Annotated in this window: 29 protein-coding genes, 2 tRNA genes and 2 pseudogenes; 21 read left to right on the top strand and 12 right to left on the bottom strand. The window is 63.7% G+C overall.

Going from position 1 to position 26,263, the window contains the following annotated elements; genetic code table 11:
- Positions 1 to 132 precede the first annotated feature (132 nt).
- The 9 genes from FDA38_RS11220 to FDA38_RS11185 all read left to right on the top strand — a co-directional run bounded on the left by FDA38_RS11220 (position 133) and on the right by FDA38_RS11185 (position 8,149).
- Positions 133 to 591 (top strand): hypothetical protein, encoded by a 459-nt coding sequence (locus FDA38_RS11220; protein ID WP_137253952.1) that lies wholly within the window; start codon positions 133 to 135, stop codon positions 589 to 591.
- Positions 584 to 2,515 carry a hypothetical protein gene (locus FDA38_RS11215; protein WP_137253951.1) on the top strand — a complete coding sequence of 644 codons (1,932 nt, stop codon included), beginning with the start codon at positions 584 to 586 and terminating at the stop codon, positions 2,513 to 2,515. Before FDA38_RS11220 ends, FDA38_RS11215 begins: the two co-directional genes overlap by 8 nt.
- A complete protein-coding gene (locus FDA38_RS11210) occupies positions 2,512 to 3,315 on the top strand; it encodes a hypothetical protein (RefSeq protein WP_137253950.1) in 804 nt (267 codons plus the stop codon). The genes FDA38_RS11215 and FDA38_RS11210 overlap by 4 nt, the downstream gene beginning before the upstream one ends.
- Positions 3,312 to 4,460, top strand: coding sequence for a DUF5047 domain-containing protein (locus tag FDA38_RS11205; protein ID WP_137253949.1), 1,149 nt, complete (start codon positions 3,312 to 3,314; stop codon positions 4,458 to 4,460). The genes FDA38_RS11210 and FDA38_RS11205 overlap by 4 nt, the downstream gene beginning before the upstream one ends.
- Positions 4,457 to 6,304 (top strand): hypothetical protein, encoded by a 1,848-nt coding sequence (locus FDA38_RS11200; protein WP_137253948.1) that lies wholly within the window; start codon positions 4,457 to 4,459, stop codon positions 6,302 to 6,304. Before FDA38_RS11205 ends, FDA38_RS11200 begins: the two co-directional genes overlap by 4 nt.
- Positions 6,305 to 6,316: 12 nt before the next feature.
- Entirely contained in the window at positions 6,317 to 6,589 is a 273-nt protein-coding gene (locus FDA38_RS11195) for a hypothetical protein (RefSeq protein WP_137253947.1), read from the top strand.
- Position 6,590: 1 nt separating this feature from the next.
- Entirely contained in the window at positions 6,591 to 7,172 is a 582-nt protein-coding gene (locus tag FDA38_RS11190) for a hypothetical protein (RefSeq protein WP_137253946.1), read from the top strand.
- A gap of 16 nt (positions 7,173 to 7,188) precedes the next feature.
- On the top strand, positions 7,189 to 7,362 hold the full coding sequence (locus FDA38_RS42165) for a hypothetical protein (RefSeq protein ID WP_170989666.1): 174 nt from the start codon (positions 7,189 to 7,191) through the stop codon (positions 7,360 to 7,362).
- A 520-nt stretch (positions 7,363 to 7,882) separates the two neighbouring features.
- Complete coding sequence (locus FDA38_RS11185; RefSeq protein ID WP_170989665.1) at positions 7,883 to 8,149, top strand: helix-turn-helix domain-containing protein; 267 nt, start codon at positions 7,883 to 7,885, stop codon at positions 8,147 to 8,149.
- 87 nt (positions 8,150 to 8,236) lie between these two features.
- On the opposite strand, the gene FDA38_RS11180 is transcribed toward FDA38_RS11185, so the two are convergent.
- Positions 8,237 to 9,733, bottom strand: coding sequence for a recombinase family protein (locus tag FDA38_RS11180; RefSeq protein WP_137253944.1), 1,497 nt, complete (start codon positions 9,731 to 9,733; stop codon positions 8,237 to 8,239).
- A 17-nt stretch (positions 9,734 to 9,750) separates the two neighbouring features.
- Here FDA38_RS11180 and FDA38_RS11175 point away from each other — a divergent pair, with 17 nt between their 5' ends.
- From FDA38_RS11175 to FDA38_RS11155, 5 genes are all read left to right on the top strand, one after another.
- Positions 9,751 to 10,404, top strand: a complete 654-nt coding sequence (locus FDA38_RS11175; RefSeq protein WP_233714641.1) for a sigma-70 family RNA polymerase sigma factor — start codon at positions 9,751 to 9,753, stop codon at positions 10,402 to 10,404.
- Between the two features lie 42 nt (positions 10,405 to 10,446).
- Positions 10,447 to 10,986, top strand: coding sequence for a hypothetical protein (locus tag FDA38_RS11170; protein ID WP_137253942.1), 540 nt, complete (start codon positions 10,447 to 10,449; stop codon positions 10,984 to 10,986).
- A gap of 93 nt (positions 10,987 to 11,079) precedes the next feature.
- Positions 11,080 to 11,152, top strand: a tRNA-Asn gene (locus FDA38_RS11165).
- A gap of 149 nt (positions 11,153 to 11,301) precedes the next feature.
- Positions 11,302 to 11,829, top strand: a complete 528-nt coding sequence (locus FDA38_RS11160) for a DUF4232 domain-containing protein (RefSeq protein WP_170989664.1) — start codon at positions 11,302 to 11,304, stop codon at positions 11,827 to 11,829.
- Positions 11,830 to 11,924: 95 nt separating this feature from the next.
- Positions 11,925 to 12,587 (top strand): hypothetical protein, encoded by a 663-nt coding sequence (locus tag FDA38_RS11155; protein WP_137253940.1) that lies wholly within the window; start codon positions 11,925 to 11,927, stop codon positions 12,585 to 12,587.
- Between the two features lie 82 nt (positions 12,588 to 12,669).
- Here the strand turns inward: FDA38_RS11155 and FDA38_RS42160 are convergent, their stop codons facing one another.
- Entirely contained in the window at positions 12,670 to 12,822 is a 153-nt protein-coding gene (locus FDA38_RS42160) for a hypothetical protein (RefSeq protein ID WP_170989529.1), read from the bottom strand.
- Between the two features lie 112 nt (positions 12,823 to 12,934).
- Between FDA38_RS42160 and FDA38_RS11150 the strand changes: the two genes are divergently transcribed.
- The 3 genes from FDA38_RS11150 to FDA38_RS43000 all read left to right on the top strand — a co-directional run bounded on the left by FDA38_RS11150 (position 12,935) and on the right by FDA38_RS43000 (position 15,112).
- A tRNA-Ile gene (locus tag FDA38_RS11150) sits at positions 12,935 to 13,008 on the top strand.
- 104 nt (positions 13,009 to 13,112) lie between these two features.
- Positions 13,113 to 14,765: a GntR family transcriptional regulator gene (locus tag FDA38_RS11145; protein ID WP_137253939.1), complete on the top strand. Its 1,653-nt coding sequence runs from the start codon at positions 13,113 to 13,115 to the stop codon at positions 14,763 to 14,765.
- Between the two features lie 200 nt (positions 14,766 to 14,965).
- Positions 14,966 to 15,112 (top strand): hypothetical protein, encoded by a 147-nt coding sequence (locus FDA38_RS43000; protein ID WP_233714676.1) that lies wholly within the window; start codon positions 14,966 to 14,968, stop codon positions 15,110 to 15,112.
- Here the strand turns inward: FDA38_RS43000 and FDA38_RS43395 are convergent.
- From FDA38_RS43395 to FDA38_RS11125, 4 genes and pseudogenes are all read right to left on the bottom strand, one after another.
- Positions 15,089 to 15,358: pseudogene (locus FDA38_RS43395) on the bottom strand (sigma factor-like helix-turn-helix DNA-binding protein); the annotation flags it as partial. The gene FDA38_RS43000 and the pseudogene FDA38_RS43395 sit on opposite strands and share 24 nt — an antisense overlap.
- Before the next feature lie 5 nt (positions 15,359 to 15,363).
- A complete protein-coding gene (locus FDA38_RS11135; RefSeq protein ID WP_137253937.1) occupies positions 15,364 to 15,657 on the bottom strand; it encodes a hypothetical protein in 294 nt (97 codons plus the stop codon).
- 398 nt (positions 15,658 to 16,055) lie between these two features.
- Positions 16,056 to 16,997: a PIN domain-containing protein gene (locus FDA38_RS11130; RefSeq protein WP_137253936.1), complete on the bottom strand. Its 942-nt coding sequence runs from the start codon at positions 16,995 to 16,997 to the stop codon at positions 16,056 to 16,058.
- Between the two features lie 108 nt (positions 16,998 to 17,105).
- The gene (locus FDA38_RS11125; RefSeq protein WP_233714640.1) at positions 17,106 to 18,074 is read right to left on the bottom strand and encodes a restriction endonuclease; all 969 of its coding nucleotides are present in this window, start codon (positions 18,072 to 18,074) and stop codon (positions 17,106 to 17,108) included.
- A gap of 908 nt (positions 18,075 to 18,982) precedes the next feature.
- Here FDA38_RS11125 and FDA38_RS11120 point away from each other — a divergent pair.
- On the top strand, positions 18,983 to 19,585 hold the full coding sequence (locus tag FDA38_RS11120; protein ID WP_137253934.1) for a M48 family metalloprotease: 603 nt from the start codon (positions 18,983 to 18,985) through the stop codon (positions 19,583 to 19,585).
- A gap of 311 nt (positions 19,586 to 19,896) precedes the next feature.
- A complete protein-coding gene (locus FDA38_RS11115; RefSeq protein ID WP_137253933.1) occupies positions 19,897 to 20,331 on the top strand; it encodes a hypothetical protein in 435 nt (144 codons plus the stop codon).
- A gap of 39 nt (positions 20,332 to 20,370) precedes the next feature.
- Here the strand turns inward: FDA38_RS11115 and FDA38_RS11110 are convergent, their stop codons facing one another.
- The gene (locus FDA38_RS11110; protein ID WP_137253932.1) at positions 20,371 to 20,754 is read right to left on the bottom strand and encodes a hypothetical protein; all 384 of its coding nucleotides are present in this window, start codon (positions 20,752 to 20,754) and stop codon (positions 20,371 to 20,373) included.
- Between the two features lie 50 nt (positions 20,755 to 20,804).
- Positions 20,805 to 21,023 carry a hypothetical protein gene (locus FDA38_RS11105; protein ID WP_137253931.1) on the bottom strand — a complete coding sequence of 73 codons (219 nt, stop codon included), beginning with the start codon at positions 21,021 to 21,023 and terminating at the stop codon, positions 20,805 to 20,807.
- Between the two features lie 112 nt (positions 21,024 to 21,135).
- Here FDA38_RS11105 and FDA38_RS11100 point away from each other — a divergent pair, with 112 nt between their 5' ends.
- A complete protein-coding gene (locus FDA38_RS11100) occupies positions 21,136 to 21,393 on the top strand; it encodes a helix-turn-helix transcriptional regulator (protein ID WP_137253930.1) in 258 nt (85 codons plus the stop codon).
- A gap of 784 nt (positions 21,394 to 22,177) precedes the next feature.
- Here the strand turns inward: FDA38_RS11100 and FDA38_RS11095 are convergent.
- Positions 22,178 to 22,510, bottom strand: coding sequence for a hypothetical protein (locus FDA38_RS11095; RefSeq protein WP_137253929.1), 333 nt, complete (start codon positions 22,508 to 22,510; stop codon positions 22,178 to 22,180).
- A gap of 355 nt (positions 22,511 to 22,865) precedes the next feature.
- Between FDA38_RS11095 and FDA38_RS42990 the strand changes: the two are divergent.
- A pseudogene (locus tag FDA38_RS42990) lies at positions 22,866 to 23,207 on the top strand (pyridoxamine 5'-phosphate oxidase family protein); the annotation flags it as partial.
- A gap of 48 nt (positions 23,208 to 23,255) precedes the next feature.
- On the opposite strand, the gene FDA38_RS11085 reads toward FDA38_RS42990, so the two are convergent.
- The 3 genes from FDA38_RS11085 to FDA38_RS11075 form a co-directional block, all read right to left on the bottom strand.
- Positions 23,256 to 24,188 (bottom strand): ATP-dependent DNA ligase, encoded by a 933-nt coding sequence (locus tag FDA38_RS11085; RefSeq protein ID WP_233714639.1) that lies wholly within the window; start codon positions 24,186 to 24,188, stop codon positions 23,256 to 23,258.
- A 172-nt stretch (positions 24,189 to 24,360) separates the two neighbouring features.
- Positions 24,361 to 24,570 (bottom strand): hypothetical protein, encoded by a 210-nt coding sequence (locus FDA38_RS11080; RefSeq protein ID WP_137253927.1) that lies wholly within the window; start codon positions 24,568 to 24,570, stop codon positions 24,361 to 24,363.
- 537 nt (positions 24,571 to 25,107) lie between these two features.
- Positions 25,108 to 25,803, bottom strand: a complete 696-nt coding sequence (locus FDA38_RS11075) for a GAF and ANTAR domain-containing protein (RefSeq protein ID WP_233714638.1) — start codon at positions 25,801 to 25,803, stop codon at positions 25,108 to 25,110.
- Positions 25,804 to 26,263 lie beyond the last annotated feature (460 nt).

Raw genomic sequence — 26,263 nt, 5'->3', positions numbered from 1 at the left:
CGTGGGCCGAAGAAGGAGAGCGAGCCATAGCGACAGCAGTTCAACTTCTTGCCGAAGACAACCACGCCGGCCAACTCCCACCAGACGCAATCGACCTCAGCAACGACACGAAGTGAAGGGAGGCACCAGAGCATGGGAATCGTCGTACGGGTCCGCATCACCGGGGCGAAGGAAACCCTGGCTGCGTTCAGGAAGCTGCCCAAGGACGCATCCACGGAACTCCGGAATGCGAACCAGCAGATCAGCACCGACCTGGCGGGGAAGATCCGTAGTGCGGCTACTTCGTCCAACGGACAGGGCGCTCTGGTGGCTCCCACAGTCAAGGCCAAGCGTGATCGGGTGCCGTCCGTCCAGGCCGGTGGTCGCAGGCGTGCAGGCAAGCAGTCACGTCGTAGCAAGGGGCAAGCACCCACCACCGCTTCAGACCTGATCTACGGCTCCAACTTCGGGGCCAACGTCCTGAAGCAGTTCCCTGCTACGACCAAGCCTGACCACTGGTTCTTCAGCACGGTCGAGGACAACGAACCCGCGATTGAACGGCAGTGGTTGGGGGCCGTGGACAAGGTGTTGGAGGAGTGGGGCAATGGGTAGTCCGACTCGCACTGTCAACGTCAAGTTCGATGGTGACTCGAAGGGATTGGGGCGAGCTGCCAACGAAGGTGAGCGGGACATTGATCGACTCACCAGGAACGTTGACAAGAAGTTCCGTGACTCCGGTGACAAGTCCGGCAAGAGCTTCTTCACCGGGCTGAAGAAGTGGTTCTCTCCGTCAGCGTTGGGTGAAGCAGGCAACGCGGGTGGCACCGTCTTTGGCAGCGGCTTCCTGGGGGCGTTGAAGACCCCGGTGCTTGGTCCTGCGATCGCTGGAGCCCTGGTGGCTGCGGTGGCCGTTGCAGCCCCTGCGGTGGGTGCTGTGGCTGCGTCCGGGATCGCACTGGCGTTCGGTGCTGGGATTGCGGGCCTGGGCCTGATCTTTGCGGCCAAGTCGCAGCCGGTGAAGGACGCGTGGTCGAAGACGCTCGATTCCATGGGTGCCGACATGACGCGGCTGTCCAAGCCCTTCGAGTCAACCCTGATCTCTATTGCCGGATTCGCAGATCGCACCTTCCAGAAGTTCAAGCCTTCGCTAGAGGCTGTCTTCAAGGAGATGGCTCCAGTCGTAACCACCTTCGTTGATCAGGTATCGAAGGGCCTTGAGCAACTACAGCCTGCCGTGCGTCCGTTGGCAGAGGCATTCAATGCAGTGCTGGGGGCTCTTGGTCCAGCGACTCAGAGTGCGATCGGCAAGGTATCAAAGGGATTGCAGACTCTGTCTGAGTCCGTGAAGGCGAACCCGGAAGGGCTTGCCGACATGACCCGTCTGGTTGGAAACCTGACGGAGGGAACCCTCAACCTCATCACTGCGCTGAACAACGCTGATGGTGCGATCAAGCGGTTCGAGAACAACCCGAAGGTGAGTGCCTTCCTGGACAAGACCGGACTGTCGATCGGCGGCCTTGCGAACACCACAGTGAACAACCTTGTTCCTGGACTTGGCTTGGCGAGGACCGGGCTTGATCAACTGGCTGGATCAGCCGACAAGGCATCGACTGCGGTTGGTCTCACGGGTGACGCGGCCAAGTACTTCACGCAGGGTCTGAGCGACAGCCAGGTTGCTGCGATCCTTGCTGGCAACGCGGTTGCTGGTGCGGGTACTCAGGCTGAGAGTGCTGCTGCCAAGTTCGATAGGCAGACGAAGGCAACTGATGCCCTGATCCAGTCCACGTTCCGGCTTCAGAACCTTGCACTTGGATTGGCCGGGGCTGAGGTCAACTTCCAGGCGTCCCTTGATGCTGCGTCCGCTTCGGTTAAGGACAACGGGAAGAACCTGGACATCAACAGCGAGAAGGGCCGGAACAACAAGTCAGCTCTGATCGCTCTTGCTCAGGCAGCCAACCAGCAGACGCAATCCATGATCGAGTCCGGTGCGGGTACTGCTGCTGCGGGTAGGTCCGCAGAGAACGCACGTTCCAGCTTCGTTCGGATCGCAACGCAGATGGGGCTGTCGAAGAAGGAAGCTGATCGCCTCGCCACTTCGTTGATCGGCATCCCGCCGAACAAGACCAGCAACGTCCAGGTCAACGGAGCCACTGCTGCAAAGGGATCTGTTGATGCCTTGGGTCGCTCGATCAAGAACCTTCCGAGCACGAAGGTCGTAACGGTCAAGTACACCGTGGCTGGCATTCCCCGATCGACTCCCTCGAACATCATCGGTTCTGCTGGTCGTGCGTCTGGTGGTCCTACTCAGCCGTTCCAGACCTACAAGGTGGGTGAGCGGGGACCTGAGTGGCTGACCATGGGCTCTCAGCCCGGCTTCATCACGTCCGCGGAGAAGGGTGCTCCTGGCAACCAGGCACCGCAGGTGCTTGAGGTCCACATCGAGGTTGGCGGCGAGGTCACCAAGGTTGTTCGTCAGGAGATCAAGGCGGACAAGCGACAGACCAAGCGCGTTGTACTCCAGGGGGTTGGGTCGTGACTGCTCTGACTGTCAGCTTCGACACCACGTTGTGCCGTCGCGTTCTCCAGGTCACCTCGCTTGCTGGCACCACCGATCACGTGGAGGTTCAGCGAGCTGTCAGCCCGTACGTGCAGTGGGAAGACGTACGCGGCTGGAGCACGCAGGCCATCGCCAGCAGCGCGGTCACGTACTACGACTATGAATTTCCGGAAGGTGTGGCCTACAAGTACCGGGTGTTGGAGTACAACGCATCCGGTACTCACACGGCCACCACTGAGTTCAGCGTCTCTGCTGTCACCTTCGATGATGTCTGGCTGAAGGTGCCTGCCGCACCGTTCCTCAACCGCACGGTGATCGTCGCGGACAAGAGCACCATCACCAACAAGTCCAGGTCCGCATTGATGGATGTGGTCGGCCGGACGAACCCTGTGCAGATCGGTGGCGTGCGCAGCTCGCTGAGCTACACACTCCAGCTCCTCACCCTCACGGCTGCTGAGGAGCGGGACATGGAGTACACGCTTTCGACCGGTGACGTGATCTTCATTCATCTGCCATCGAACGTGGACCTGATCCCCGGAGGGTATTTCTCCGTTGGTGATGTGACGCGGGAACCAACCATGCGGACCTCTAGCCGGCGGGTGTGGAGTTTGCCGCTGGCAACTGTTGCTGCACCGGGCTCTGATGTCATTGGAAGCGCGTACACCATCCAGTCGGTCCTGGCTGAATACGCCACGATCACGGACATGATGGCGGACAACGCCACCATCGCTGATCTGCTGGCTCGCACCGGCACGCCTTCAGAAGTGATCGTGCCATGAGAGGCGTAAGTGATCGGTTCTTGAAAACATTGCGTGGGAGTCACAGCGCAGTGTTCCGCGCTCGAGTATGCACGAGCTTCCAGACCGGTACGAACCCGACTGGGACTGAGATTCCGATCCTGCCGGGATCGGACGTGCAGTGTGCTTCGACAGCGGACATCAGGGCCACGCTGAACCTGACCACTAGTGCGAGCTGGCCCCGTCGAGCTGGTGACCTGCTGGCCCCGTACGGCAATGAGATCTACGTCGAACGTGGGCTGTCGTACGGCAACGGACAGACGGAGTTTGTTGGCCTGGGGTACTTCCGGATCAACGCGCCCGAGCAGGAGGAGACACCAAACGGACCCGTAGAGATTTCGGGTGCTGATCGAATGGCCGGGATCAAGGATGCACGGTTCCTGACTCCTCGCCAGTTCGCCAGCTCGCTCACCCGTGGACAGCTCGTGAGCACTCTCATCACTGAGGTCTACCCCTCTGCGGTGATCGAGTGGGATGACACGGGAGTGCGGGACGCAGCAGTTGGCCGGACTGTGCTGGCCGACCGAGAGCGCTTCGACACCTTGCGGGATCTGGTCACCTCTCTCGGGAAGGTTGGCTACTTCGATCACCGTGGTGTGTTCGTGGTGAGGACTCCCCCGGATGTGTCGGGTGCGCCTGCTTGGACCATCGACGCGGGAGCCAACGGAGTCCTGGTGAAGATGTCCAGGGCAATCACCCGTGAGGGCATCTACAACGTCGTGGTGGCCAGTGGTGAGGCTACGGACACAACCCCTCCTGTTTGGGCTGCTGTGGCCGATCTGAGCCCTTCCAGCCCTACCCGGTACGGAGGCCGGTTCGGACCTGTTCCGCGGTTCTACAGCTCGCCCTTCATCACCACCACTGATCAGGCCCGCAGTGCTGCTTCCGTGCTGCTGCGAAAGAGCCTTGGTCTGCCGTACCAGGTCGCTCTTCAGTCCATTGCCAACCCGGCCCTGGAACCAGACGACGTGCTGAAGGTGCGCTACCCGTCCGGGACGCGTTCTCTGTCGCTGAAGACCGAAGCTCACATCATCGACACGGTGACGATCCCGCTCGATGAGGAAACCCCCGTCAGCCTTCGTACGCGCAAGCAGTACGGCGAGCAGATCGGAGATGTGACCGAATGATCTCTGATGATTTGGCCGGTCTGCTGAGTAGGCCGGCTAATGGAACCGGTGTTCAACTACGTCAGGGAGTCGTGCAGTCCTGGGACTCCGATACGGGATCGAACACGATCACTGTTGCCGGTGGCACCCTGGTCAACCTTCCGTCTCTCAGTGGTGAGTCCATGGCTCTCCAGGTGGGTGATGTGGTTGCGCTACTGACTGCCGGGGATCGTGTGTGCGTCCTGGGCAAGGTCACCAACCCGGGAGACCCCGGAACAGTTCCGACCTGGGCAGCAGACATCAGCGCGTTGGGTGACACCGTTCAGACCATCAGCACCGTGACCATCCCCGCGATTCAGAGTGACGTGACGGTGGTGCAGGGAGATGTTGTTGATCTGGGCACCGATGTGTCCACTGCACAGTCCACCGCAGACACCGCAGTCACGAATGCAGCCACTGCACAGAGCACGGCTGATGGTGCCGCTTCTACGGCCTCTGCTGCGGCCTCTGCGGCTGCAACAGCTCAAGCCGGGGTAGATGCCCTCCAGACCGATCTGGACGCGGCAGAAGCTGACGTGGCGGCTGCACAGGCTGACATCGCGACTCTCACCGGTACGACCATCCCCGGGTTGTCGTCTGACATCGCGGACGTTGCTGCTGATGTCGCCACTGCACAAGCAGACGTTGATGCGATCCTCCCGATCACTGAGACGAAGATTGCTGACGATGCGATCACGACACCGAAGATCGCAGCCCTTGCCGTCACTACTGCTCTACTGGCTGCTGGTGCTGTCACTGCTTCAAAGATTGCCGCAGGCACCATTACCGCGACCGAGATTGCGGCTGGTGCGATCACCACGGCGAAGATCGCTGCTGGAGCTGTCACGACGACTGAGCTTGCTGCTGGTGCTGTTACCGCAGCCAAGATCGCAGCAGGGACCATCACTGCCACGGAGATTGCTGCTGGTGCCATCACCGCAGCCAAGCTCGATGCCGCTGCGATCACGGGCAAGACGATCACTGGCGGGCTGTTCAGGACGGCGACGAGTGGCAACCGCATTGAGATCGACTCGACTGCTGCCAACCAGATCAGGTTTGCCTCTGGCAACGCCAATGAGACCGCACCTGGTGTGCTCTTCTCGCGCGTCCTTCCGGGGTTCACCACCTTCTCTGAGGTTCGCCTGGTGGTACCAGAGTTGCTCGGCACCGCAGACGGTTGGGTCGCGATCACGAACGACTCGATGACGGGCGACACCGAAGTCAACCTGAACGCTGACATCGTGCAAGTGTTCGGCGGCTTCAATGTCGATGCCACCAGCGGCTTCCCGCAGACCATCAGCATGGCCGGGAACGACTTCATCTTTAACGGTTCGGATGTAGTCACTGATGACGACACACAGACCCTGACGAACAAGACCGTTGCCTACGCCAACAACACCTTCACCTTTCCCCAGCCCGCACGCAGCCTCAGTGCGACGGACATTCTTGGCATCAGCTCAACATCCTTCGTGCCGGGCTCTCCTGTGGTCGGCACTGCATTCACTGCGCCACCTAGCGGTTCCGTCTACATCACCGTTTCCGGTCATCTGGAATCGAACGCTGCAAGCAACTTCGGCTACCTGGCGTTCGAGGTGCGTGCTGGAAGCAGCGTTGGTTCGGGATCGGTCTTCCATGCCGCCAACACTGACGAAGGCATCATGGCCGGTTCTGCTGCCTCTGGTGTCACCCGAAGCTGCGCCGGTAACCGCTACCTGCTCACCGGTCTCACGCCGGGCAGCTCCTACAACGTCCAAACGGTGCACCTAGTCACCACAGGAACCCTTGACGTCTTCTACCGGTCCGTCCTGGTCGAACCAGTTCTCTGAAAGGCAACGAATATGAGCTACAGCAGCATTCGAGACATCGCCACTGATGGAAGCCTGATGGGCCGGATCACTGCGGCTGCTGCTTCCGAGAGCATCGACAACCCGGAATCCTGGGTTGCCTCCCGCATGTGGCAGTTCGCTGCACAGCCTGGCTGGGGTGACAAGTGGGCCTATGCCAAGGACAACTGGCAGGTCAACGCCAACCCCGACTTCGGCATTCGCACAGACGTGATCTCTGACGCAGACATCCTCTCTGCGGTCCAGGCCCTGAACGGAGGCAACTGACATGGCTGACACCACACCGACCTATGACCTCCCGTTCCTGGAGCTGGGAGACGCACCGGACATCGCATCCGGGCTCGAAGACCTGGCCACTGCTGTTGAGACGGAGCTGATCCGGATTGATGCAGACGTTGCCAAGGTCAACGGACTCTCGACTGTGGTTGCTTCTGACACCAACACCGAAGGTCCGTACTCCAACACCACCGCCACGTCAGGCACCAACGTCTGCGGTGTGGCCTTCACTGCTCCGGCCTCCGGTGCCGTGCTGGTTCACTGGAAGGCTGATTTCTGGTCTTCGCAGACCGACAAGGTGTCGTTCGTTTCGATGGAAGTTCGAACCGGAGCAACGGTCACCGCTGGTGCCGGTAGCGGCTCGCAGGTTGTCGCGTCGAACAGCAACGACGCACTCAAGGTCAGTGGCACGGTGACCAGTGGCGTAGAGGCCCGGCTTGGTGCTGGGACCTTCCGGCTGATCACTGGCCTGACACCGGGCAACAGCTACCACGTCCGGCTGATGCACTTCACCGAAGCCAGCGGCAACATCACGGTCTTCTACAGGCAGGTCGTGGTGCAGCCCATGCTGTGAGACCTAGGCTGACGGCGTGGAAGATCTGGCAGTCACTGCGATGACAACCGTCCTGTCCGGTGTGCTCGAAGACCTGGACGAAGCGAAGCGAGTAGCGGAGCTGTTGATCAGCTCGGCACAAGACGTTCGCTACGACACGCGAGCTGGCAACCTGACAGTGACCTTCATCCGCGATGAGTTGGTCAGGTAGTAGCCAGCCGGCCAACTTCGATGCCTGATGCAACTGAATAAGAACATCATGAGGAAGACCCCCGGCCATGGAGCGAACCGGGGGTCTTCCGTTGGATCAGCCAGGGTGACGATGCGGGCTACGCACGCCTTACTCGCCCCCTGGCTGGCTTGTTGATGTGCTCTTGGTGTTTCAGCTCTGCCTCTGTTGCGGACTCATCACTCCAGCCCATGAGGTAGTGGCCGCCCGCATCATTCGCCTGATGGTGGGTGTGCTCGGGGTACTTCGGCAGTGAGCAGTACTGGAACCAGTCACGTCCCGGAACACTTCGATATGTAGACATGCACTGGCCTGCGTAGGTCCTCTGCGGACCGTAACCACCCCACTCGACACCCATCGAAGTTCCTTCCGCTCAATTCCGACTCAATGTGAGCGAGTCTTCCACACTCTGAGTCAGTTTGACTCATGATGAAACTGATGGGCTCAGAGTGAGGGATGTTGCGGCATGACGGGTGAAGCCTGAACAGGCACGATTCGAGATGTGGAGGCGGAGGCACTGGACGAGCTGATTGCAGGCAACGTGAGAGCTGCCCGCGCCCGCCTGCGGATCAGCCAGCAAGACCTTGCTGACGACATGGGTTGGACCAGGACGATGGTATCCAGCCTGGAATCAAAGTCCCGTCACATCAGGACCGGAGATCTGGTCCTACTTTGCCAAGCACTCAAGATGCCATTGGCTGAGCTGCTCGACGGTGCACCGGCAGAAGTGTTCAAGGCTCTGGGACTGGACAGGCGCAAGAAGCCGTAGGAGCCGTTTTAACGGCTTGAAGGGTCCGGGGGTAGCTCCCAGTGCCTAAAAGGGGCTGAAATCGCCTCAGAGGCCCCGTTCCGTGGCTCAGGAGAAGGCCCGGACAACTTCCGCCATCTGGGATTCATCCGGGAATGCCCCGATCATGGTGCTCAGGTCACTCATATCCAGGACATGTGCCACTTCGTTCTTGAGACGAATTGTGGTGTGTTCCGCGGTTGCAACCTTGCCCCGGCCAACTGGCTGAACCGTGATCGTGAAGAGCGTGTTCACGACCGTCCGCTTTCGAGCCAGAGACAAACTCTTCCAAGCCTTCATCACATCCGGAACCGAGATCAGGCCATCGAAGATTCGAGCACGGTCCCTGTCGATCAGTCCGGCATCAATCTTTTCCATCCGATCCTGAAGATCAGAAGTGATTCGAGTGAGCTGAGCCATGGTGATCAGCTTGGCCGTGAATGCATCAGCAGCTTCGTTCATCTGCGCTTCGATTGCAGATCGTTCCTGCTCCAGGTCTTTGCTGGCCGGCTGTGCGGGAGTGAGTAGCTTCCGTGCGTCGTGCTTGGTCAGGATCAGCACCACAGCACGGGAGACCAGGTGCTCAAGCTCTTCGATGTCCCGATACACGCAACACCGGTACATACGGAACGGTGTGCCGTCCCGGTTGGGTCGCATGCCGGGTAGCAGCCCCTTCCCGCACTTCCCGCACTTGGCAATGTTGGTGAGCAGATGTTTCCGCCCACTGCCGGGGGTTGTCCTCCGTGAGGGATCAGTAAGAATCCGCTGGCAAGTCAGGAACTCGCCAATGGGAACGACGGCATCCCATTCGGCTTCACCTACAACCTGACCCCGGTAAACCGACTGCCCGATGTTCCGGGGACGAAGCAGCATCTTCCGGAGAGATGTGTAGCTCCACTCCTTGTCCATGGTGGTTTTGATCCCACGTGAATTCAGATCCCGGCAGATTGCCTTCAGGCCCTCACCAGCGTTCACAGCTCTGGTTGCCTTCAGCAGCTCAGCAGCTTCATCGGGCTTGATGGTGATTCCGTCCCTCTCGAAACCGAAGGGGCGAGCTGATACCCGGCGAGACTTCCCGTCAATCGCCATCTGCCTGTACTTGGCAGCCAATCGCTCTGCTTTGTGTTCGACTTCGAATCGAGCTGTAAGACCCAAGATGCCTGCAACCATCCGGCCCGTTGGTGTCTTCAGATCAATGTGCCCCGACTTCACAGTGTGGGTCGGGACATTCATCGCATTGCAGACCTTGGCGTATTCCTCAAGCTCTGTGGTGCTGCGGTGGAGGCGGTCGGTGTGCCACACCACCACCACGTCAATCTGGCCTTCCCTGATCCAGTCCAGGAGCCGTTGGTAGTCCTCTCGGAGCTTCCCGTTGCTGGCTGACCTGTCGTTGTCCCGGAAGACCTCTACGACCTGCCACCCCATCCGGTCTGCCAGCTCCTGGCAGTCCTGCTGCTGGCGTTGTACGCCTAGCCCTTCCCCTGCCTTGCCTAGCTCACGGTCCTTCGAGATGCGGACGTAGATGGCTGCGCGGAGCTTGCTGCTGCTGACGTGAGAGTCCCTCATGGCTGTATAGCGTATCCGTGAACTTGGAACTCGTCGTGTCGTTGGCCCGGAGGTACGCCGGGAAGGGCATCTCGCTGCTGGATCTGATCCAGGAGGGCAATATCGGGCTGATGCGGGCGGTGGAGCGGTTCGATCATCGGCTGGGGCACCGGTTCTCGACGTACGCGATCTGGTGGATCCGCCAGTCGATCGGGCGCGCGATCTCGGACCGCTCGCGGCTGGTCCGGATGCCGGCCCAGGCGTACGCCGACGCCTCCCGGGTGGCGACGAGCCGCAACGACCTGACGCAGCAGCTGGGGCGGGAGCCGACCAACCCCGAGCTGGCCCACGCGACCGGCCTTACCGTCGCGCGGGTCGAGCGCGCCCAGGCGTGGCGGATGCAACCCGAGACGCTGGACCTCGACGACTCCGATTCGGTGATCGACGACGACCCGATCGTCCTGCGCGCCGCCCTTCGCCGTGACCTGGCTCACCATCTGCAGTTCCTCGACGACCTACATCAATCCGTCCTGCTGCACCGGTACGGCCTGCAGGGCCGGATCCCTTGCACTCCTGAAGAAACGGCCACCCGCCTGGACCTGACCACCGAACGAGTTCGCACCCTGGAACGCGAAGCACTCCGCCACCTTCGCCGTCGAGCCCTCCCCCAGCTCCGCGACTATGTCGCCTGACCCTCGACCCACCGACTTGGAGCCGACTGGGATGATGACCATGTGAGACTTCTCCGCACCTCCTGGCCGCGTGAGCTGGCTGACGCCGTCTCGGCAGCCGCCCGCGAGTCGACCGGGAGCAAGGAAGACATCCTGGCCGCCGTACAGCTGACCAACGGCCGCTGGGCCGCCGGCACGCGGACAGCCGTCTACCTGCCGTCGGACTCTACCGACGCCGACCGCCGGGTCGGCTGGGAGCAGATCGAGCGCGCCGGCTGGGACTCCGAAGCATCTGTGCTGCACATCTACGAGACCACCGACTTCGGTACTCCGCTGCGTGCGACCGAGCTCAAGGTCGAGGACCCCGGACGCTTCGGCCAACTGCTCCGCGAACGCGTCGACGCGAGCATCATCGTCCAGCGGCACGTGCCGCTGGCGGGCAAACGCGGCGTACGCATCGTTGGCCGCCGGAATCCGTCCGTCACGGACGCCCCGGTCAGCTGGAACCTCGTTCTGGACAAGGGATTGGAGCCCGACCAGCCGGGCGTCGTGGATGCCGCGGAGGCAGCACTCCGGCAGGTCCGCGACGAGTTCGGAATCTGACCCCGCAGGCAGCCGAATCCCGTTTTTGTAGTTCGCTGCCCGCCTGCTAACCTACTCAGGTCCTCAGGGTTTCGGGGTCACGCACTACCACGATCCCGCGTAGCTCAATTGGCAGAGCAGCCGGCTGTTAACCGGCAGGTTACTGGTTCGAGTCCAGTCGCGGGAGCAACAAACCAGCCGGTCTCCTCTTCACAGGAGCCCGGCTTTTTCGTGGCCCGCGACCGCAGGTAGGTTCGACGAATGCACCGTCGCGCCCAGGTGGGGCTTCTTGCCGGACTGCTACTCCTCACCGCTTGCGGCACCGAAAGCGCAGCTGTGACGACTGACAGCAAGCCGTCCTTCACGCAGTTGACGCCCCGGCCGCTCGGCCCCACTCCCTTCACCACCGTTCACCCCGATCCGACGCCCGCACCGCCGCGGCCGACCTGCCCGGACTCCGGCGCCTCGATCACCGTCGGACCGGTCGACGCCGCCCTCGGCCACCGAGCCGTGGTGGTCAAGCTGACCAACTGCCGCTCCACACCGATCACCGTCGACGGCTACCCCGACATCGCGGTGCTCGACGCCGATCGCCGAGCGATGAACGTGACCGCGACCCACGGCACGTCGTACATGGCGATCGACCCAGGCCCGAAGAAACTCGTCCTTCGCAAGGGTGAAACGGCACTGGCCGCGATCTCCTGGTCCAGCACGGTCGAAGCCGGTGCGGACAAGGCATCCGGCACCTACCTCGCCGTTGCCCGAGGCAAGGGCGAGCACGCGGTCGTCTGGCCGGTGGACACCGACCTGGGCACGACCGCGAAAATCACGCTCACCGCGTGGTGCCGAAACTTCCCCACCTGAAACAAGGGTTTGATAGTGGCCTAGACCAACACTTTGCCGGTACGTTCCTCTGCAGATCCCGAGGGGGCCTCGGGGATGGAGGGGAAGGAAACCCTGTGAACGTCAAGAAGTTCCTGAACACCAAGAGCGGACGGCTGCTGGTCGCGGCCGTGCTCGGGGCCGGTGTGCTGGTCGGTGTCACGGTTGCTGCGAACGGCGCCGTGAAGCCGGACTGCAAGAGCCTCTCGTACCCGCTCTGCCCGCGCTCGGTCGCCGCTACGCAGGTCGTGGACAACAGCCTGCCCGCGAGCAAGATCGTGCCGGCCGACCGGAACGCGTTCCTGAAGGACACCGACGTCTATGGCAAGTCGGGTGTCGCGAAGGACTTCGATCCGGTGGCGATCGCGAAGATCGGCGGGTCGTTCAAGACCAACAAGACCAAGGTGGGCGAGTTCAGCCTGCAGCCGGGCACCTGGCTGCTGAACTCGACCGCTTTCTTCGCCCGCACCACCGCGGGCGCACCGGGCACGCGCCCGCAACTCGCGCTCCGAGTCGGCGCCTCCGACACGGCGTTCGGCACCGACTACGGCACCATCCTCGGCGCCGAGATCTCGCCCGCGAAGGACCGCGAGCTGACCGGCGCAACCGTCAAGATCGTGACAGTCGCCAAGGCAACCACCGTCGAGGTCTTCGCCTTCGGCTACAACGACGACGGCAGCGCCGCCGGCGGCGGCGAGATCACCGCCTCCGCCTCGGTCGCCGCCGTACGCGTCGGCTGACCGTCACCGCGTGAGCAAACGAGGCCCTGACCGCACCCAGCGGTCGGGGCCTCTCCACGTCTCCGGGGCCGTCGGCGCTCGCCTACTTGCCCTTCTTCCGATCGATCGCCCGCTGAATCCGATCCTGCGGCTGCCCGAGAATCTTCGCCAGCAGCGGCACGCGATACTTGTACGCCGCGATCGCGCCTACCACGATCACCAGAAAAATGAACCAGCCCATGGGAGTTCCTCTCATCCGGACTGCCTCCATCATGCCCGCTAGCTGGTCACCAGCACTCCGTCGAACCCCTGACCCCACCCTGGTTTCACACCCCACCCCCACCAACCCGATACGATCACCCGCACACGGGGCGGTAGCTCAGCTGGTTAGAGCAGGGGACTCATAATCCCTGGGTCACGGGTTCGAGTCCCGTCCGCCCTACTCCGCAAAACCGCAGGTCACGGCCACATTTGGCCGTGACCTGCGACTGATCCAGAACCATTCGTGACATGTCCCGTGACATGAACTCGTGTTAACGTCGCAGCATGGCCGCATCGGGGAAGCCGCGGGAGCGTCAGCGCGGCAATATCACTGCGCTCCCCTCGGGGGCGCTGCGAGTGCGGGTGTACGCCGGTCAGGATCCCGTTACGAAGAGGCCCTTCTACCTGCAAGAAACCGTGCCACCCGGCCCGCGGCAAGCTCAGGAGGCGGAGAAGCTCAAGACCCGTTTCCTCAACCAGGTCGACGAAGGGCGGAACCCAAAGACCCGCGCCAACGTCGGCCAGCTCATCGCCAAGTACTTCGAGATTGTCGACGTCGACGTGCTGACCTTGCGGGGGTACCGCTCGAAGTACAAGAACCACATCAAGCCACTCCTCGACACAACACCGCTGGCGAAACTCGGCCAGATCGGCACCGGCGTCGAGATCCTCGATTCGTTCTACGCCGAACTCCGCCGCTGCCGCCTTCACTGCGACGGCAAAGAGTTCATCGACCACCGTACGGCGGGTGCTCATCAGTGCGACGAGCACGAGGGCAACCGCTGCCCTCGCAACAACCCTCAGGGATGCCGCCGCTGCCGCCGCATGTGCAAACCGCACGTGTGCAAAGGCCTCGGCGACTCAACCATTCGCCAGATCCACTGGATCCTCAGCGGTGCCCTCGATCGGGCAGTGGTGTGGGGATGGATCGCGGTGAATCCCGCCGAGCATGCGAGCAAGCCCGGATTGCCCACGCCAGATCCACACCCGCCGACTGTCGACGAAGTCGGTCGCCTGCTCACAGAAGCCTGGAAAGAGGACGAGGACTGGGGCGCCTTCCTATCCACGAAGACCACGACCGGCAATCGCCGCGGGGAGATGTGCGCGCTGCGCTGGAGCGATCGCACGCGCCGGGAAGACGGCGCCACGTCGGTCCTCAACGTCCGACGCTCGATCTTCGTGAACGACGCCGGCCAACTCGAGGAGAAGGACACCAAGACACATCAACACCGACGGATCGTCATGGACCCCGAGCCCGACGCCGTCCTCGACGAACACGAATCACGCTGCCGCCAGCGCGCCGCCGAGCTCGGACTCCCATTCGACCCGGACGGGTACATCTTCTCTTCAGCGCCGGACGGAAGCCGGCCGCTTCATCCGGACTCCGTCAGCAAACGCTACGCGAGGATGGCAAAGCGACTCGGAATCGAAACCGAGCTCAAGAACCACCGCCACTACAACGCAACCGAGCTGATCATGGCGGGCTACAACGTGCGTTCCGCCGCTGGACGCTTGGGTCACTCGGGGGGTGGCACCACGACGCTCCGCGTCTACACAGCCTGGTGGTCGGAGGCCGATCAGCGCGCGGCAGGAGCAACGCCCGTGCGTCTGCCCGCCAGGCCGACGGCACGTGAATCCGATGCCTCCAAGCCTGCCGTGCCGGACGTCATGGATGAAGACCTCAAGCTATACGAACGGATCGCAGCCGACCTACGCGGCGCGATTGACGCCGGCATCCTGGGGCACGGTGACCCGTTGCCGCCAGAAAAGATGTTGGCCAGCCGCTACGGTGTCTCCCCGAGCACGGCTCACCGTGCGGTCGCACTGCTCGTGGCAGGAGGCCTCGTCGCAGCATCAAGGGGAAAGCGTGCGACGGTGCTCGCGAACGACAAGGCCCCTATTGCCACTGTCACAGAACTCCGCCTGGAAGGCTCGTAGGCTTGACGGGCGCTTGGTGCGAACCGACTCATCTAGCGTCCACCCCTCGGATTCTTCGATGTCTTCAGGCGTCGTCGATAAGCAGCCTGGCGGCAACCGCCAGAGCAATACTGCGGCGGACGGCCTGTCCAACTGCGCGGCAGCGGGCATATGCAGGCCTCGCAGATCCTGGCGGTCGCTCGCGGCGCTTCCCTCCACCCGTGGCGATCACAAAAGATCAGAGGCAATCGACCGTCTCCAGGGATGCCCTGGCCGGCCTTCTGGTAAAAGCGTTCGAGAACGCGTCGGCGCAGGGGTTCGGGCAGCCGGAACCCATCGTCGAGCAACGCATCTCGAAGCTTTTGTGAGTGTGCTGGATGGCGGAGCTTGCTCATCGCCTTGCCCTCGATCTGCCGAACGCGTTCTTCCGTCACCCCATAGGGTTCGGCAATCTCAGCGAGGGTCCACGGCATGCCATCGAGTAGCCCAAATCGAAGAACCAGGATGTGAGTCTCCCCCGCTGAGAGCGCAAAAAGTGCCTCCAGCAGCCCCTCCAGGAGCTCTTCGGGCACAGCCCGCTGGGCCGTCGGGTCCTTGAAAGCCACTCGTCGCATCGGCATCAGGACTCCTTCGCCGCTACGTCCCCAGGGTGTCCGTCCGGACCGCCGTGGTCATCGTCCACGCCATCATTCTGCATGCCGATGACATCGCCGCGGAGCGGTCCACGCAACACTTCGGTCCGGGGCAGACGATCGGCCAAGCGCTTGAAGACGGCTCCTGACTCACGGAAGACCGCAGGGACGTCTTCCGGCTTCGCCTGACACAGGGCCACGACGACAATCGTGCCAAAAACAACCACGAGAAGAGCGAACGGCATCAGTGAGAGCAACAACAGCGTGACGGACGTGGACACGGCTAGGCCTCCGGGCATGACCGAGTACCCCCGAGCAGGGTCGCGATCGGGGGTACGGTTGAGGGCAACAAAAAAGCCCCCAGTCAGATCGACTGAGGGCACTGCGGGCAGACTGCCGCCCGAACTCGACCAGAATAACACGTCTGTGATTCCACGCCAAACACGAGTTTGCGCAGGTCAGGCCACGGCAGGACCTCCGAGCAGAGTTTCGTAACGCACCGGATCCACCGCCGGGCGGTGGAGGTCGGGGCCAACGACCGACGATCCGGAACGGCGCGCCGTTTCCACGGAACAGCGGGCCGTCATTGCTCCCCGAAACTTCACAAGGCTGATCAGTCGTGGCGCACTTGCGAATGGCAGGCAACGATCGCGCCAAGGCTGGCAGATCGGCTGCGCATCTACTTCGGCATTGCTGTCTCAGAGGCCTCGGCCCGAGCACGCCTGCGAGCTCGTGCCGACTGGCCGTCACTCCGTGGTGTCTCGATCTCCCTGGCGGGCTTCCTCACTAGCAGCTTGGCTCGCCGCGCGTTGAGTCCCATCCCGGTATCCATGGTCACTAGCCGGACTGGAGTGCCGGCCAAGGTCTGTACCGCGAGCGCCCGGTCGATGATCTCCGCATCCTCATCCGCAAGGGGTCGGTGCGCCGGATCGTCGTAGAAGACCCGTAAGTCGACCCGGCCTCGAGGTGTCCCCCCGAGCGAAGCCACCGCATGCCAGTCGGCGTCCTTGGACCGGATCGGCACCGTGCTGTCTGGGTCGTCCAGCAGCTTGTCAATGACGGCCAGAGTCACCGAGGCTCGATAGCGCGTGTTCTGGTTGCCCGACTCCTTGAGCCGGTCGAGTTCGCGGATGACCACCTCGGGGAGCACAAGCAAGACGTCGTCGAAGGCGATACCGAGTTCCTCGGGCCAGGGGATGCTCGCGATGACCGCGGTCGGGTCGTCGTCCTGAGTCCATGCCGGGTGGTGCAAGAAGACGCTGCTATCCACCACCGCCAGAGCCTTGCCGGCCGCGGCGGTCCACGCGGCGATCTGCTCTTGGAGCGCCTCGAATGCGGCTGTGAGCATGGCCTGCCGCTCGGACATCTCGGCTTCAAGCAACCAGAGGCCTTGTGGCGTGCCCATCAGTACCGGGTCGATTAGGCGGTAGAAGGCCGGGGTGAGCAGGAGTTGGTCTATGTCGGTCTGGGCGATCTGGCCGCGCAGCGTCCGGGCGGTGTTCATCACCCATCGGACGTAGCCGTCCTGATTGCCGTAGTTGTTGGTGATCTCGACTGATGCTTTGCGGAGCATTTCGAGGACGTGATCCCGGTTGACTCCGGGGGTCAGAGTGACGAGCATGGGCGAAATTCTGGCACGCCGGCCGCCGACGGGCCTACGTTTTTGTCACGTGCGTTACCACGCGCACAAGCACAGCCGCGACTGTAGCTTCTGGAAAGTCGCGAACTCTCAGAATGGTGGCTCGTCTGGCCACGCGACCTGAACTCCCCAGCCCGACAGTGCGGCTGTGGGCAGGGGCAGGTTGTTCACGACATAGAGGTCGAGGATGTCGTTGCGGTCCATGAAAATGATCGACCGCCGCTGTGAGGCATCTAGTGCGTTTCCGATCCATGCCCGAGCCTGTTTGGTGATCTCTCCGCCGGCCACGATGAACGCATGGTCGACCAGCACGCGCTTCCCAATCTCTGGGTCGAAAATCTCGTGTCCCAGCATCATCAGTGCTTGGTTGTGGATCTCCGCGACGTTCGCGTTCCCCGCGCGGCTCACGCCGGCCGCGTCGAGCTTGCCCTTCTTCGCCTGGAGGCCGAAGTAAAGGACGTGCTGCGTCGGGAGGGTGAACTTCATCCAGACGTCCTTGCCATACTCCAGCGCCTTGTCCTTGTGCCCGGTGGCAGTAACTCGGTGAAACCCCATCTGCCGAAACAGTGGCAGCAGAACGTCCTCGATCAGGTCATCCTCTGACGCACCGTCCAAGTAGGTACGCAGCTGCTGGCGACGTTCGAGTTCGGTTGCTGAGAACGGCCTGTGCGGGTTGTGTTCAGGAGCTGTGATGGTATTCGTTGCGACATGCCGCAGGTAACACTGCCTGTCTGGGGCGTAGTACGCCTCGAAACCCTCCCTGGCCAGCGAGGCGTTGAGCATCGCCAACGCGGCAGGGCGTTGGTCGTCTTCATCGGTGGCATCCGTCGGGTCCATGAGTCGTTGAATCACCCTGGCGAACGTCGGCGGAACCTTCCCGGTGCCTGCGTGCGGTTCCTCAAGAATCTTCTCGAGCGTCTCGGCCACCCAGCGCTGGCGAGTCGTCCCGTCGTGTGTGTAGTCGGTCTCGATGTCACTGAAGAACTCGGTGATGTACGAGCTGCTGCGGTACGGGAATGGACCCACGTTCCCGCAAATCATATCGGCCAATTGCATCATCGTCCGTCGTTTGAATCGCATCCGTCCCCCAAGAGATCCGCAGCCAGTTCGCAGGCTATCTTGCAGCAGGATCCTCTCCCGACGGAGCCTTGCGATAAGAGTCACGGAGGACTGCCGGACCGCGCTGGGTCGTCGGGGCCGTGCAGTAGGTGCCAGCGCAGTCAGTATGGCGAGCAGTTACCAGTCGAGATCCGCCCGGACATAACGCGAGTTGCAAGGTCAGCTCCGGTCTCAATGGTCCGCCGATTGCGATAGCCCAAGGAGCTACTGCGCTCGCACCCGCGCCTCCTGGTACTTGGCTCGTGCTCCGCTGCAACAACGTGCAAACGACTGTTCGACCCACAGAGACCTGACTACGCTGCGAAAGATGAATGGGGCTCATAGCAACAAACCGGTAAATCGCCCACACCAGCCAGCTCGGCCGACTCCACCACCCGTCACCGGGGTTTCTGCTCCACACTCCCCGGTGCCGCATCCGCAGGCACAGCTCGAGGTCCGGCCACAGGCACGCCTGTCTCCGCAGTCGGGAGGCCCCGACAGGGAGCGCGGCACGTCACCCGCGCCGCCGTCTCGTCGGGCCGCGTCGATCCTGCCGAATCAGCTCCGACGACCACCAGCCAGAGAAGGCCGGCGGTGGGAGCTGTCCGGCCTGACCGAGCTGATCATGGCTTTGCCGTGGCTGTGGTGGTCGTGGCTGTCGATCCAGCTCATCGGTACTCCAAGCACGACCGTCTACGTGATCGCCATGGTCGCGTGGGGGGCGTTCGCGCTGGCATCGTTGCACCCGACCGGCGAGGCGTTCCTCGCATGGAGGGTGTGGCGACTGCGTCCCCCGAACGGCCTGGAAAGTCAGCGTCTCGGACCCGCCTGGTTCGCAGTTTGCGCAGCGGCCGATGTAGACCCGAACCCTGTACCGGATATGGATTCATGAAGGCCCGGAAGCTACTGCACCACCCGTCGCGGGTTCGACGATCGCCGTGACGAGCTGGGCCGCCCTGGTCCTTCCGGCACGCAACCTCGAAGCAGTGCTGGCGCACGAACTCGCGCATCGCCTGGCGCTCCCCCGGCCGGTTTCGCTCATCGTGTGCTGCCTGTCGATCCCTGCCCGGCTGATGGGAAAGGCGCTCCGTGCGACTTGGAGACAGCCGGTTGTCGGGTTCCTGCTGAAGGTGTTCTTCGTGATCTACGCCCTCGGCATCATCGGCATTTGGGCTTGGTGGGGCTTCTCCTACGTGATCGTGTTCCTGCTGTCGCCGTTGGCCGCGCCGTTTGTCGTGCCGGCCGCCGCACGTGCTTCGGAGATGTATGTCGATCGGATCGCGCTTGACCTCGGCTACGGTCCTGCCCTGGCGGAGGTCTTCACTGGCCGCGAGTACCAGCGAGCGCAATCCTGGTCTGCGGCGCCGCAGCAAGGGCTGAAGGACTCTCAACCGCTCGATTCTGCCCGTCTACGGGCGCTGGAGCGCCTTCTCGCGTCGGCGCCTCAAGCCAGCCACCAGCCTCGTTACTGAGCACCACCGATTCCATCCGAGGCCTGTGGATAACCGCCGACAGGTCTCCCGCCGATAGGGCACTCTTGATTGCAGACCTTCGGGACGTGGCCACCAGCGCAGCACCCGTCATGCCACCGCACATGATCGGTTCCGGGGCAAGCACGCTGGAAGGCCGCCCGAAGGTCCCGCCGCGAATGGGGGGTCTGCCGAGCCGCGCTGCGTGGGTGGCGGCGTCGGTGTGTCGTTCACGCGCAAATGATGTGGTATCTGCCGCCGCTCCCGCGGCGAACATCTGGCGAGTGTCGGTGGGGCATGGGACCGTATCTGGTATGGAGCTGACGGGCAGCGACTTCGACGAGATCCGGCGCGAGCATCTACGCGGCGTGCGGCGTCACGATTTCGCGCTGGTGTGGCTGGCCGCCGAGGAGCGCGCCGACGCTCTCGCGGCGCAAGGTCGTGAAGACGGCTACCTCGCGGGCGTTGTTTCGGCTTGCCGCTGGATCGCGAACGCCGGCGTCCGATACGCACAGCCCATTAACGGTCGGCGCGGCGAGCTGGCACGGTCGCCGATCTCGCGCAAGCGTGAGCTGGCGATCGAGGAGTCGATCGAGGCAGAAGCCCTAGAAGCAGAGCGGCTGCATGCCCTCCGGCGGGAGTCGATCGATCCACCCGGTTATGTCGCGGGCGTGCATGCAACGTTCGGCTGGACGTGGCGGCGTTCGGGCCAGCCGCCGCTCGAGGTACCGGGCCGACTCGCTGGCTAGGGCCTAACTCTCCCCTTGGTTCCGCTGCGGGTCGCTTGATCAATCCCAGGTCGCACGCCAGTCAGGATGGCTGTTGAAGGCAGTTGCGAGGTGGTCGAGCTGCTCCCGCAGCACGAGCGTTTCGGGAGCATCGGCGGCCCGAGCTTCGGCGTACTGCGCGAGGACGAGCCTGAGCGCGTTGCACTGCCGGCGGATGTTGAGCGCCCAACGGAGGAACGCGGCACCACCGGGACCTTGGCTGTATTCGCGAGACTCGGTCGCGACCTCGCTCTCCCACCGCCGGATCTGGTAACTGAGGAAGTCGACCAGCGGGTCACCGCCGGAATCGGGCAGGTCAGGCGCTGGCCGCGCGAAGTGCTGGTCAATCCAGCTCTGGGGCTGACCGAGCACCCGCCGCACGTCTCCGATCCCCTTGCTCGTCATGACAGTATTAGAGCATATGTTCGATAGGCCGCTATCGGCTAAGTGTCCCCCTACATGCGGCGGCCGGCCTCCTGCGTCGTCGCAGCGGAGTTCGACTCTTCCGTCCAGCCGAACAGGTAGTGGCGCCCCGCGTCGTGGGCGACATGGTGCTTGTGTTGCGGGTCCTTTGGCTTCGTGCAGTACGAGACCGCCCATGAGTTGTGCCGGTAGGTGGCCATGCAGGCCCAGCTGTAATCTCGCTCACCTTCCGACCGATTCTCTGGCGTCATGCAAGGAATTCTAGCGTAATTCTCTACTCTCGGTCTGTGCGCATTTACAGCGTGACACGGGCCCGGATTCGCGACATGACGCCGGTCCGCGTTACTTGGCAACATGCCGGGCATGGAGCCAGAAGAGCTGGACGCCTTGGTGGCCGCGAACGTGCGCGCCGCTCGCGCCCGGCGGCGGCTCCGTCAAGAGGATCTGGCGGACGAGATGGGCTGGTCCCGGCAGACGGTGTCCACGGTTGAAGCCGGTACGCGTCGGGTGACGCTGGCTGATGCGGTGGCCCTTTGCGCTGCGCTCGAGATCGATCTGCGCGAACTGCTCCTGGGCGCGCCGGCCGAGGCTCTCCGAGCCCTGGGGATCCCGCCTGCTTGAGGGCCCGCGGACTTAGGTTGCTAGGCCATGCCGCGCGGTCGCAGAAGACCTGCGCGCAGACCGGGATGGACTGTGGGTTCGGCCTCCCGCCGGCCAAGGTCGGCGAGTAGTCGCGGGGTGGTGGTTCCCTGCCCGGCCACGCGGGGTTACCGTGGTGTTGCCGGTGATTTCTCGCCTCAGCAGGGCGCTGAGCGTCTTCGGTTCTCCCTCATGAGGTCCATACCGGGATCGGAACCGAGGTTGTGGAATGCCCGGAGTTCATTGCCGGGACCGACCGGGTCGCGGCCTTGCCGCGGTACCAGATCCATGTCGACGAAACGCTCGAGGCTCACTCGGACCGTGGTCATCGAGGTGCCGCGAATCGGGCGTGTCCGCGCTGGGATATCAATGCCGGCGATAAGGATCCAGCTTTTGGCTCTCACCGGCGAGCCGGCGGCGCGGGTCAACGCACTGCAGGCGGAGTTCCGGAATGTCGGCGTCGTGGCCGACCCCGTGTAAGCCGCCCGCGCAAAACTGAAGGTCCCGGCCGGGCCCCCCACCCCTCCTCCGGCCGGGGCCTTCGCTCCATGAAACCCGACCCCGTAGAGGTGGGGCAACAAAACCGTGTGATCCGGCCCAGCATGTCCCCGCGCTGAGAGGTTCCTGCTGTCTAAGGGGCAAGACCAGCGACTTCTCCCACCGACTCTCGCGGAGTTGCGTCTAGCGACCTTGATTCATCGTGGCTCGAGGTGGCGACTACTGGCCGTCTGTGCAACAGAATCACGCAGCCGTGGTGGTGATCGGGTCAGCTGTCTTCGCCGTCTTGTGGCAGTGTCGGAAGGTCGTCGGGCCGGAGGTCGGGGCGGTGTCGGAGGTAGCGCATACCGTGGCGGGCTTGGCCGGCCTGCGTGGAGGCGTCGGCGGCGACTTCGGCCACGACGGTGGGTTGAACCTTGGTCAGTGGCTTCTTGGAGTCGGGGCCTCCCCAGCGGTATGAGGTGATCTCGTCGGGCCATGGGTGGTCGTCGGCGGCGGGCTGGAGTACGGCGGCGAGCTGGGCGGACTGGTCGGGTTTGAGCGGCACAGTGCGGCCGATGACGACCAGTTCTCCCTGGCCGTTGTAGAGGCCGGCGATCACGACGTCGGGGCGGCTGATCGGTCCGAGAACTCCGCCGACGATGATCTCGCGGGTTTCTCGGTGCTTGACCTTCTAGAGGGTTGAGTTCGGTGTCGTGCACTGTCACGTTGAGATGGTCATTCAGTAGGTGTGCGACACCAGTTTCTGCGGCGAGGCGCGGTCGGGAAGTGACGTGGAGAGCCATGGATGAGATCCAGGATCAGATTCAGCGTCATATCGATCCGCTGGTCGGTACGGGCGCGGAGGCCGACGCTGTCGGTCAGCACGATGCTGGCCGACCATCTCGCCGAGACCCACTGAGCTGCGCCCACGGCTGTGCCGGGGCGGAATCCGCGACGATCATCAGGAGGAAACCATGACTACTCCGACGGCCCACGACTCGGCCGCGCCGCAGACCAGCGTCGGTCCCTTCTCCACGCCAGGCGCCGGCCCGACACCGTGGGAGGTGACGGAGTGGGCACTGCAGCGGATCCAGAAATTTCAGTTGTGCACGGTACGCCGGGACGGCCGGCCCCATGTGACCCCGTTGCTGGCAATCTGGGCGCTCGACGCAATGTGGTTCACCACCGGCGAGAACGAGCAGAAAGCCAAGAATGTCAGCGCCAACCCGCACTGCGCGCTCACCGCCGGAACCGCCACCCTGACCGGCAACGACTACGTCATCGAAGGCACTGCGAGCCTCGTCACCGACCAGGCCACCAGGGAAGCCGTGGCGACCGCGTTCGAACAGGCCTACGGCTGGCAGCTAACCCGCGAGGACGGAACCTGGCATCAACTGGGCAACGCCGTTCGGACCGGGAGTGCTCAGCTCTACAGGGTTCAGCCCGACAAGGCATTCGCCTTCAGCACCGGTAGCGAGTCGTCCCAGACTCGCTACCGGTGGAGCTGATTGCCCAGGACCTCGCTGCTCACCCCCGTCCGCGACACCCGTCGCGCACCGTCCAGGAACACCGCTCAGCGCGCTGACCTCGATCAACACCCGAGCGAGCTCAGACCGAACACGGTGCACCCCAGCAGAATTGAGCTTGACCCAGGCGTCGCGGCGGCCTGGCGTGTAGCGCGAGGCCGCGCCTTTGACGACGAGTCCCTCGACTCCCATCGCAGCGGGCAGCACCTCGAACCACTCGGTGGCCTCGTCGACGTCATCGGTGACAGGTGTGAGCTGCAAGGGCGGGACCCAGCCCTTGGACAGCTGCTCGAGACGTTGCCGGCGGACGGTCCAGCGCTGCGTACGCAGGTCGACACCGCCGGTGGCGAGCACGTCGAACGCGGCGTAGGAGGCCGGAAGCTCGGCCGCCTTGGCCCGGGCCTTCGCGGGGCTGGTGACGAGGCGCTGCTGAAGCGCATCGAAGCTGAGGCGACCATCGGCGCCGAGGATCACCAGCTCACCGTCGAGCACCACGCCATCGGGGACCTGGAGGATCGCGGCGGCAGCGATGTCAGGGAACCGGTCGGTGATGTCGCTGCGGTTGCGTGTCCACAGCCGCGCTGCCTGCCCGCGGCGGACGATCGCGACACGGTAGCCGTCCCACTTCACTTCATATCGTGAACCGCCCGGCATCGCCCGCGGGCCGGGGATCTGGTCGACCGATTTCGCCAGCGCGACCTCGACCGGCCCAGCCAGGTCGGCCGGGATCCGTACCTGGTCGGTGTCAGTTGGCCGACGCGCGGGACTCATCGCTGCTCCAACCGCGCCACTCCGTCCAACGTGGCCACACGACCATCCGCGGGCTCGTCACGGGCAGCGACGCGCTGCGCAACGGGCAGCACCGATGGTGCTCTGGGACCTCGGCCCCGTCGCACTTCCCGCACCGCCACCCGCCGGCCACGTCACCAGCATGCGCCCGTGCTCAGCTCATGTCACCGTACGGCGACCGGTTCGGCGGCGCCAGTGTGATGCCCTCCGACTGTGCCTTGGACCGGATCGCATCCTCGGTCCTCCCGAGTTTCGCGCTCATCACCCCCACTGGTGTGTTGCCCTCGGCAAGCTCCCGCAACTGCTGCACCTGCTCGCCGGTCCAATCCTTGCCACCGTTGCGGTTCGATGTTGCCTCCGGCATCATCTGCTCCTTCCGTCGCAGTTCTTGAACGCCCTGTACCCAGGCAACAACCGTCATTTGGCGGGGGTGAGCCGCCGCGAGCCGCGCTTGCAACTGTTGACCATGGCGCTCTGCGAGCGGTCCATGAGCACGCCTTCAGCACAGCAGACAACCTGGCGTGTGCGCAGTTGCTCAGTTGCGGACCGACGACAGGGGCAGCAGGCGGGCAGAGCGTATCGCCGTTCGATCGTCTCTCCGCTGGGACGCTGAATGCCGGCTGAATACAGGACTCGATGCTGAGAACCGGGCACTCAGGTGGCCGGAAGCCCGCGCGGGAGAGCTGGCTGCTCAGGTCACGCGCGTTGCGCCAATCAGCGCGCGTGACCGCTCCGTGCGGGCGGTGGTCGGTTCCGGGGCTGCTGGTCTGAACTCCCGGATCCTGGAGACCCTGACCTCGCGCGCGATCCGGGTCCCCTGACACCGCCGGCGCCCACCAAAGTCACACCGGCGCCTCACTAGCCACATCGCGCTCTAGGCGTCGGCGTTACACCGACAGGCTCAGCGGGGCAGCTTGCGGGTCTCGATCAGCTGGGCCGCGACGTCGCGGAGCTTGGTGTTGGTGTCTTGGGAGTAGCGGCGCAGGATCGCGAAGGCGCGATCGCCGTCGACGTCGTAGCGCTCCATGAGGATGCCCATCGCCTGCCCAACCAGTTTGCGGGCGTCGACAGCGTTCGCGAGGTTGACCTCGTGCCGGGCGCTGGCGACGGCGACGGAGGCGTGCCGGGCGAGGATCTGCGCGACTGCCTCCTCGTCGGGTCCGAACGCGTCCGGGTGGACCGAGTACAGGCCCAGCACGCCAACCGTTCCCGCTGCGGTGGTGAGCGGTACGTCGAGGACGCTGCGCACGCCGAGCCCGACGACTTTGGCGGCCCATTGCGGCCAGCGATCGTCGGTGGTCGTGTCGCGGACCAGCACAATCGAGTGGTCACGCATCGACTCGGCCAGCGGGCCTTTTCCGCCGTCGACCTGATGCTGGTAGATCTCGGCGACGACCGGATCGGTGACGGCCGGGATCTCCAGATCGCCCCGCGCGACACTCAAGGCGACGCCGGCATGCGAACAGTCCAGCGCCTGCAGCGCGAAGTCCACCACCGCCTGGACGGTCTCCTCGACACCATCGGAATCATGGAGTTCGATCGCCAGCCGGGCGAACCGCTCGGCGGCGTCACCTCCAGCCAGATCGATCGCGGACACCTCGGGCTCCTCCGGGCTTGTGAACCCGGAAGCCATGGCCTGGCCGTCGCGATCCATACCCAAGATCTTCCCAAACCGACGCCTAAACACACCCAACTCCAGCCGAACGACACTCAGCTGATCAGGCTGACACGTTCGGTGAACAAGCCCTGCCATTCAGTTGGTAGCGTGACCGTCGGCTCGTGCTGGAGATCCATGCCTCACGGAGTTCAGGACGGGGCCGCTGGACCGGGCCATCGGGCCGGGCCCCTCAGCTCGCCGGCGAGGGCCCGCCCGAGGCGTGGGGGCTTGGTGACACGGGGGTACAGCCTTCACCGAGTCACGCAGTCGCAATGACCGCCCGCACTGCACTCGACGTTACCAGCACATCGGATCTCCACCCCTGCCGACCGATTATCGGAGCCTGGCGCGCGGAGCCGTGCTGGTCGATTGTGACCGCTGGGGAAGTACCGCGGGCGGT

Source organism: Kribbella jiaozuonensis (genome assembly GCF_005233875.1).
Lineage (GTDB): Bacteria > Actinomycetota > Actinomycetes > Propionibacteriales > Kribbellaceae > Kribbella > Kribbella jiaozuonensis.
The sequence above is the reverse complement of the archived record's forward strand: the minus strand, read 5'-3'. Positions and strand labels throughout refer to the sequence as shown.

What these genes read in the sequence shown, in the direction of transcription:
- FDA38_RS11190 (WP_137253946.1), top strand. Translation starts at nt 6,591, where the DNA reads ATGGCTGACACCACACCGACCTATGACCTCCCGTTCCTGGAGCTGGGA.
- FDA38_RS42160 (WP_170989529.1), bottom strand. Translation starts at nt 12,822, where the DNA reads ATGAGAGGAACTCCCATGGGCTGGTTCATTTTTCTGGTGATCGTGGTA.
- FDA38_RS11215 (WP_137253951.1), top strand. Translation starts at nt 584, where the DNA reads ATGGGTAGTCCGACTCGCACTGTCAACGTCAAGTTCGATGGTGACTCG.
- FDA38_RS11205 (WP_137253949.1), top strand. Translation starts at nt 3,312, where the DNA reads ATGAGAGGCGTAAGTGATCGGTTCTTGAAAACATTGCGTGGGAGTCAC.
- FDA38_RS11125 (WP_233714640.1), bottom strand. Translation starts at nt 18,074, where the DNA reads ATGATGCAATTGGCCGATATGATTTGCGGGAACGTGGGTCCATTCCCG.
- FDA38_RS11085 (WP_233714639.1), bottom strand. Translation starts at nt 24,188, where the DNA reads ATGAGTCCCGCGCGTCGGCCAACTGACACCGACCAGGTACGGATCCCG.
- FDA38_RS11105 (WP_137253931.1), bottom strand. Translation starts at nt 21,023, where the DNA reads ATGACGCCAGAGAATCGGTCGGAAGGTGAGCGAGATTACAGCTGGGCC.
- FDA38_RS11145 (WP_137253939.1), top strand. Translation starts at nt 13,113, where the DNA reads ATGGCCGCATCGGGGAAGCCGCGGGAGCGTCAGCGCGGCAATATCACT.
- FDA38_RS11180 (WP_137253944.1), bottom strand. Translation starts at nt 9,733, where the DNA reads ATGAGGGACTCTCACGTCAGCAGCAGCAAGCTCCGCGCAGCCATCTAC.
- FDA38_RS11115 (WP_137253933.1), top strand. Translation starts at nt 19,897, where the DNA reads ATGGAGCTGACGGGCAGCGACTTCGACGAGATCCGGCGCGAGCATCTA.
- FDA38_RS11110 (WP_137253932.1), bottom strand. Translation starts at nt 20,754, where the DNA reads ATGACGAGCAAGGGGATCGGAGACGTGCGGCGGGTGCTCGGTCAGCCC.
- FDA38_RS11100 (WP_137253930.1), top strand. Translation starts at nt 21,136, where the DNA reads ATGGAGCCAGAAGAGCTGGACGCCTTGGTGGCCGCGAACGTGCGCGCC.
- FDA38_RS11080 (WP_137253927.1), bottom strand. Translation starts at nt 24,570, where the DNA reads ATGCCGGAGGCAACATCGAACCGCAACGGTGGCAAGGATTGGACCGGC.
- FDA38_RS11200 (WP_137253948.1), top strand. Translation starts at nt 4,457, where the DNA reads ATGATCTCTGATGATTTGGCCGGTCTGCTGAGTAGGCCGGCTAATGGA.
- FDA38_RS11130 (WP_137253936.1), bottom strand. Translation starts at nt 16,997, where the DNA reads ATGCTCGTCACTCTGACCCCCGGAGTCAACCGGGATCACGTCCTCGAA.
- FDA38_RS11220 (WP_137253952.1), top strand. Translation starts at nt 133, where the DNA reads ATGGGAATCGTCGTACGGGTCCGCATCACCGGGGCGAAGGAAACCCTG.
- FDA38_RS11195 (WP_137253947.1), top strand. Translation starts at nt 6,317, where the DNA reads ATGAGCTACAGCAGCATTCGAGACATCGCCACTGATGGAAGCCTGATG.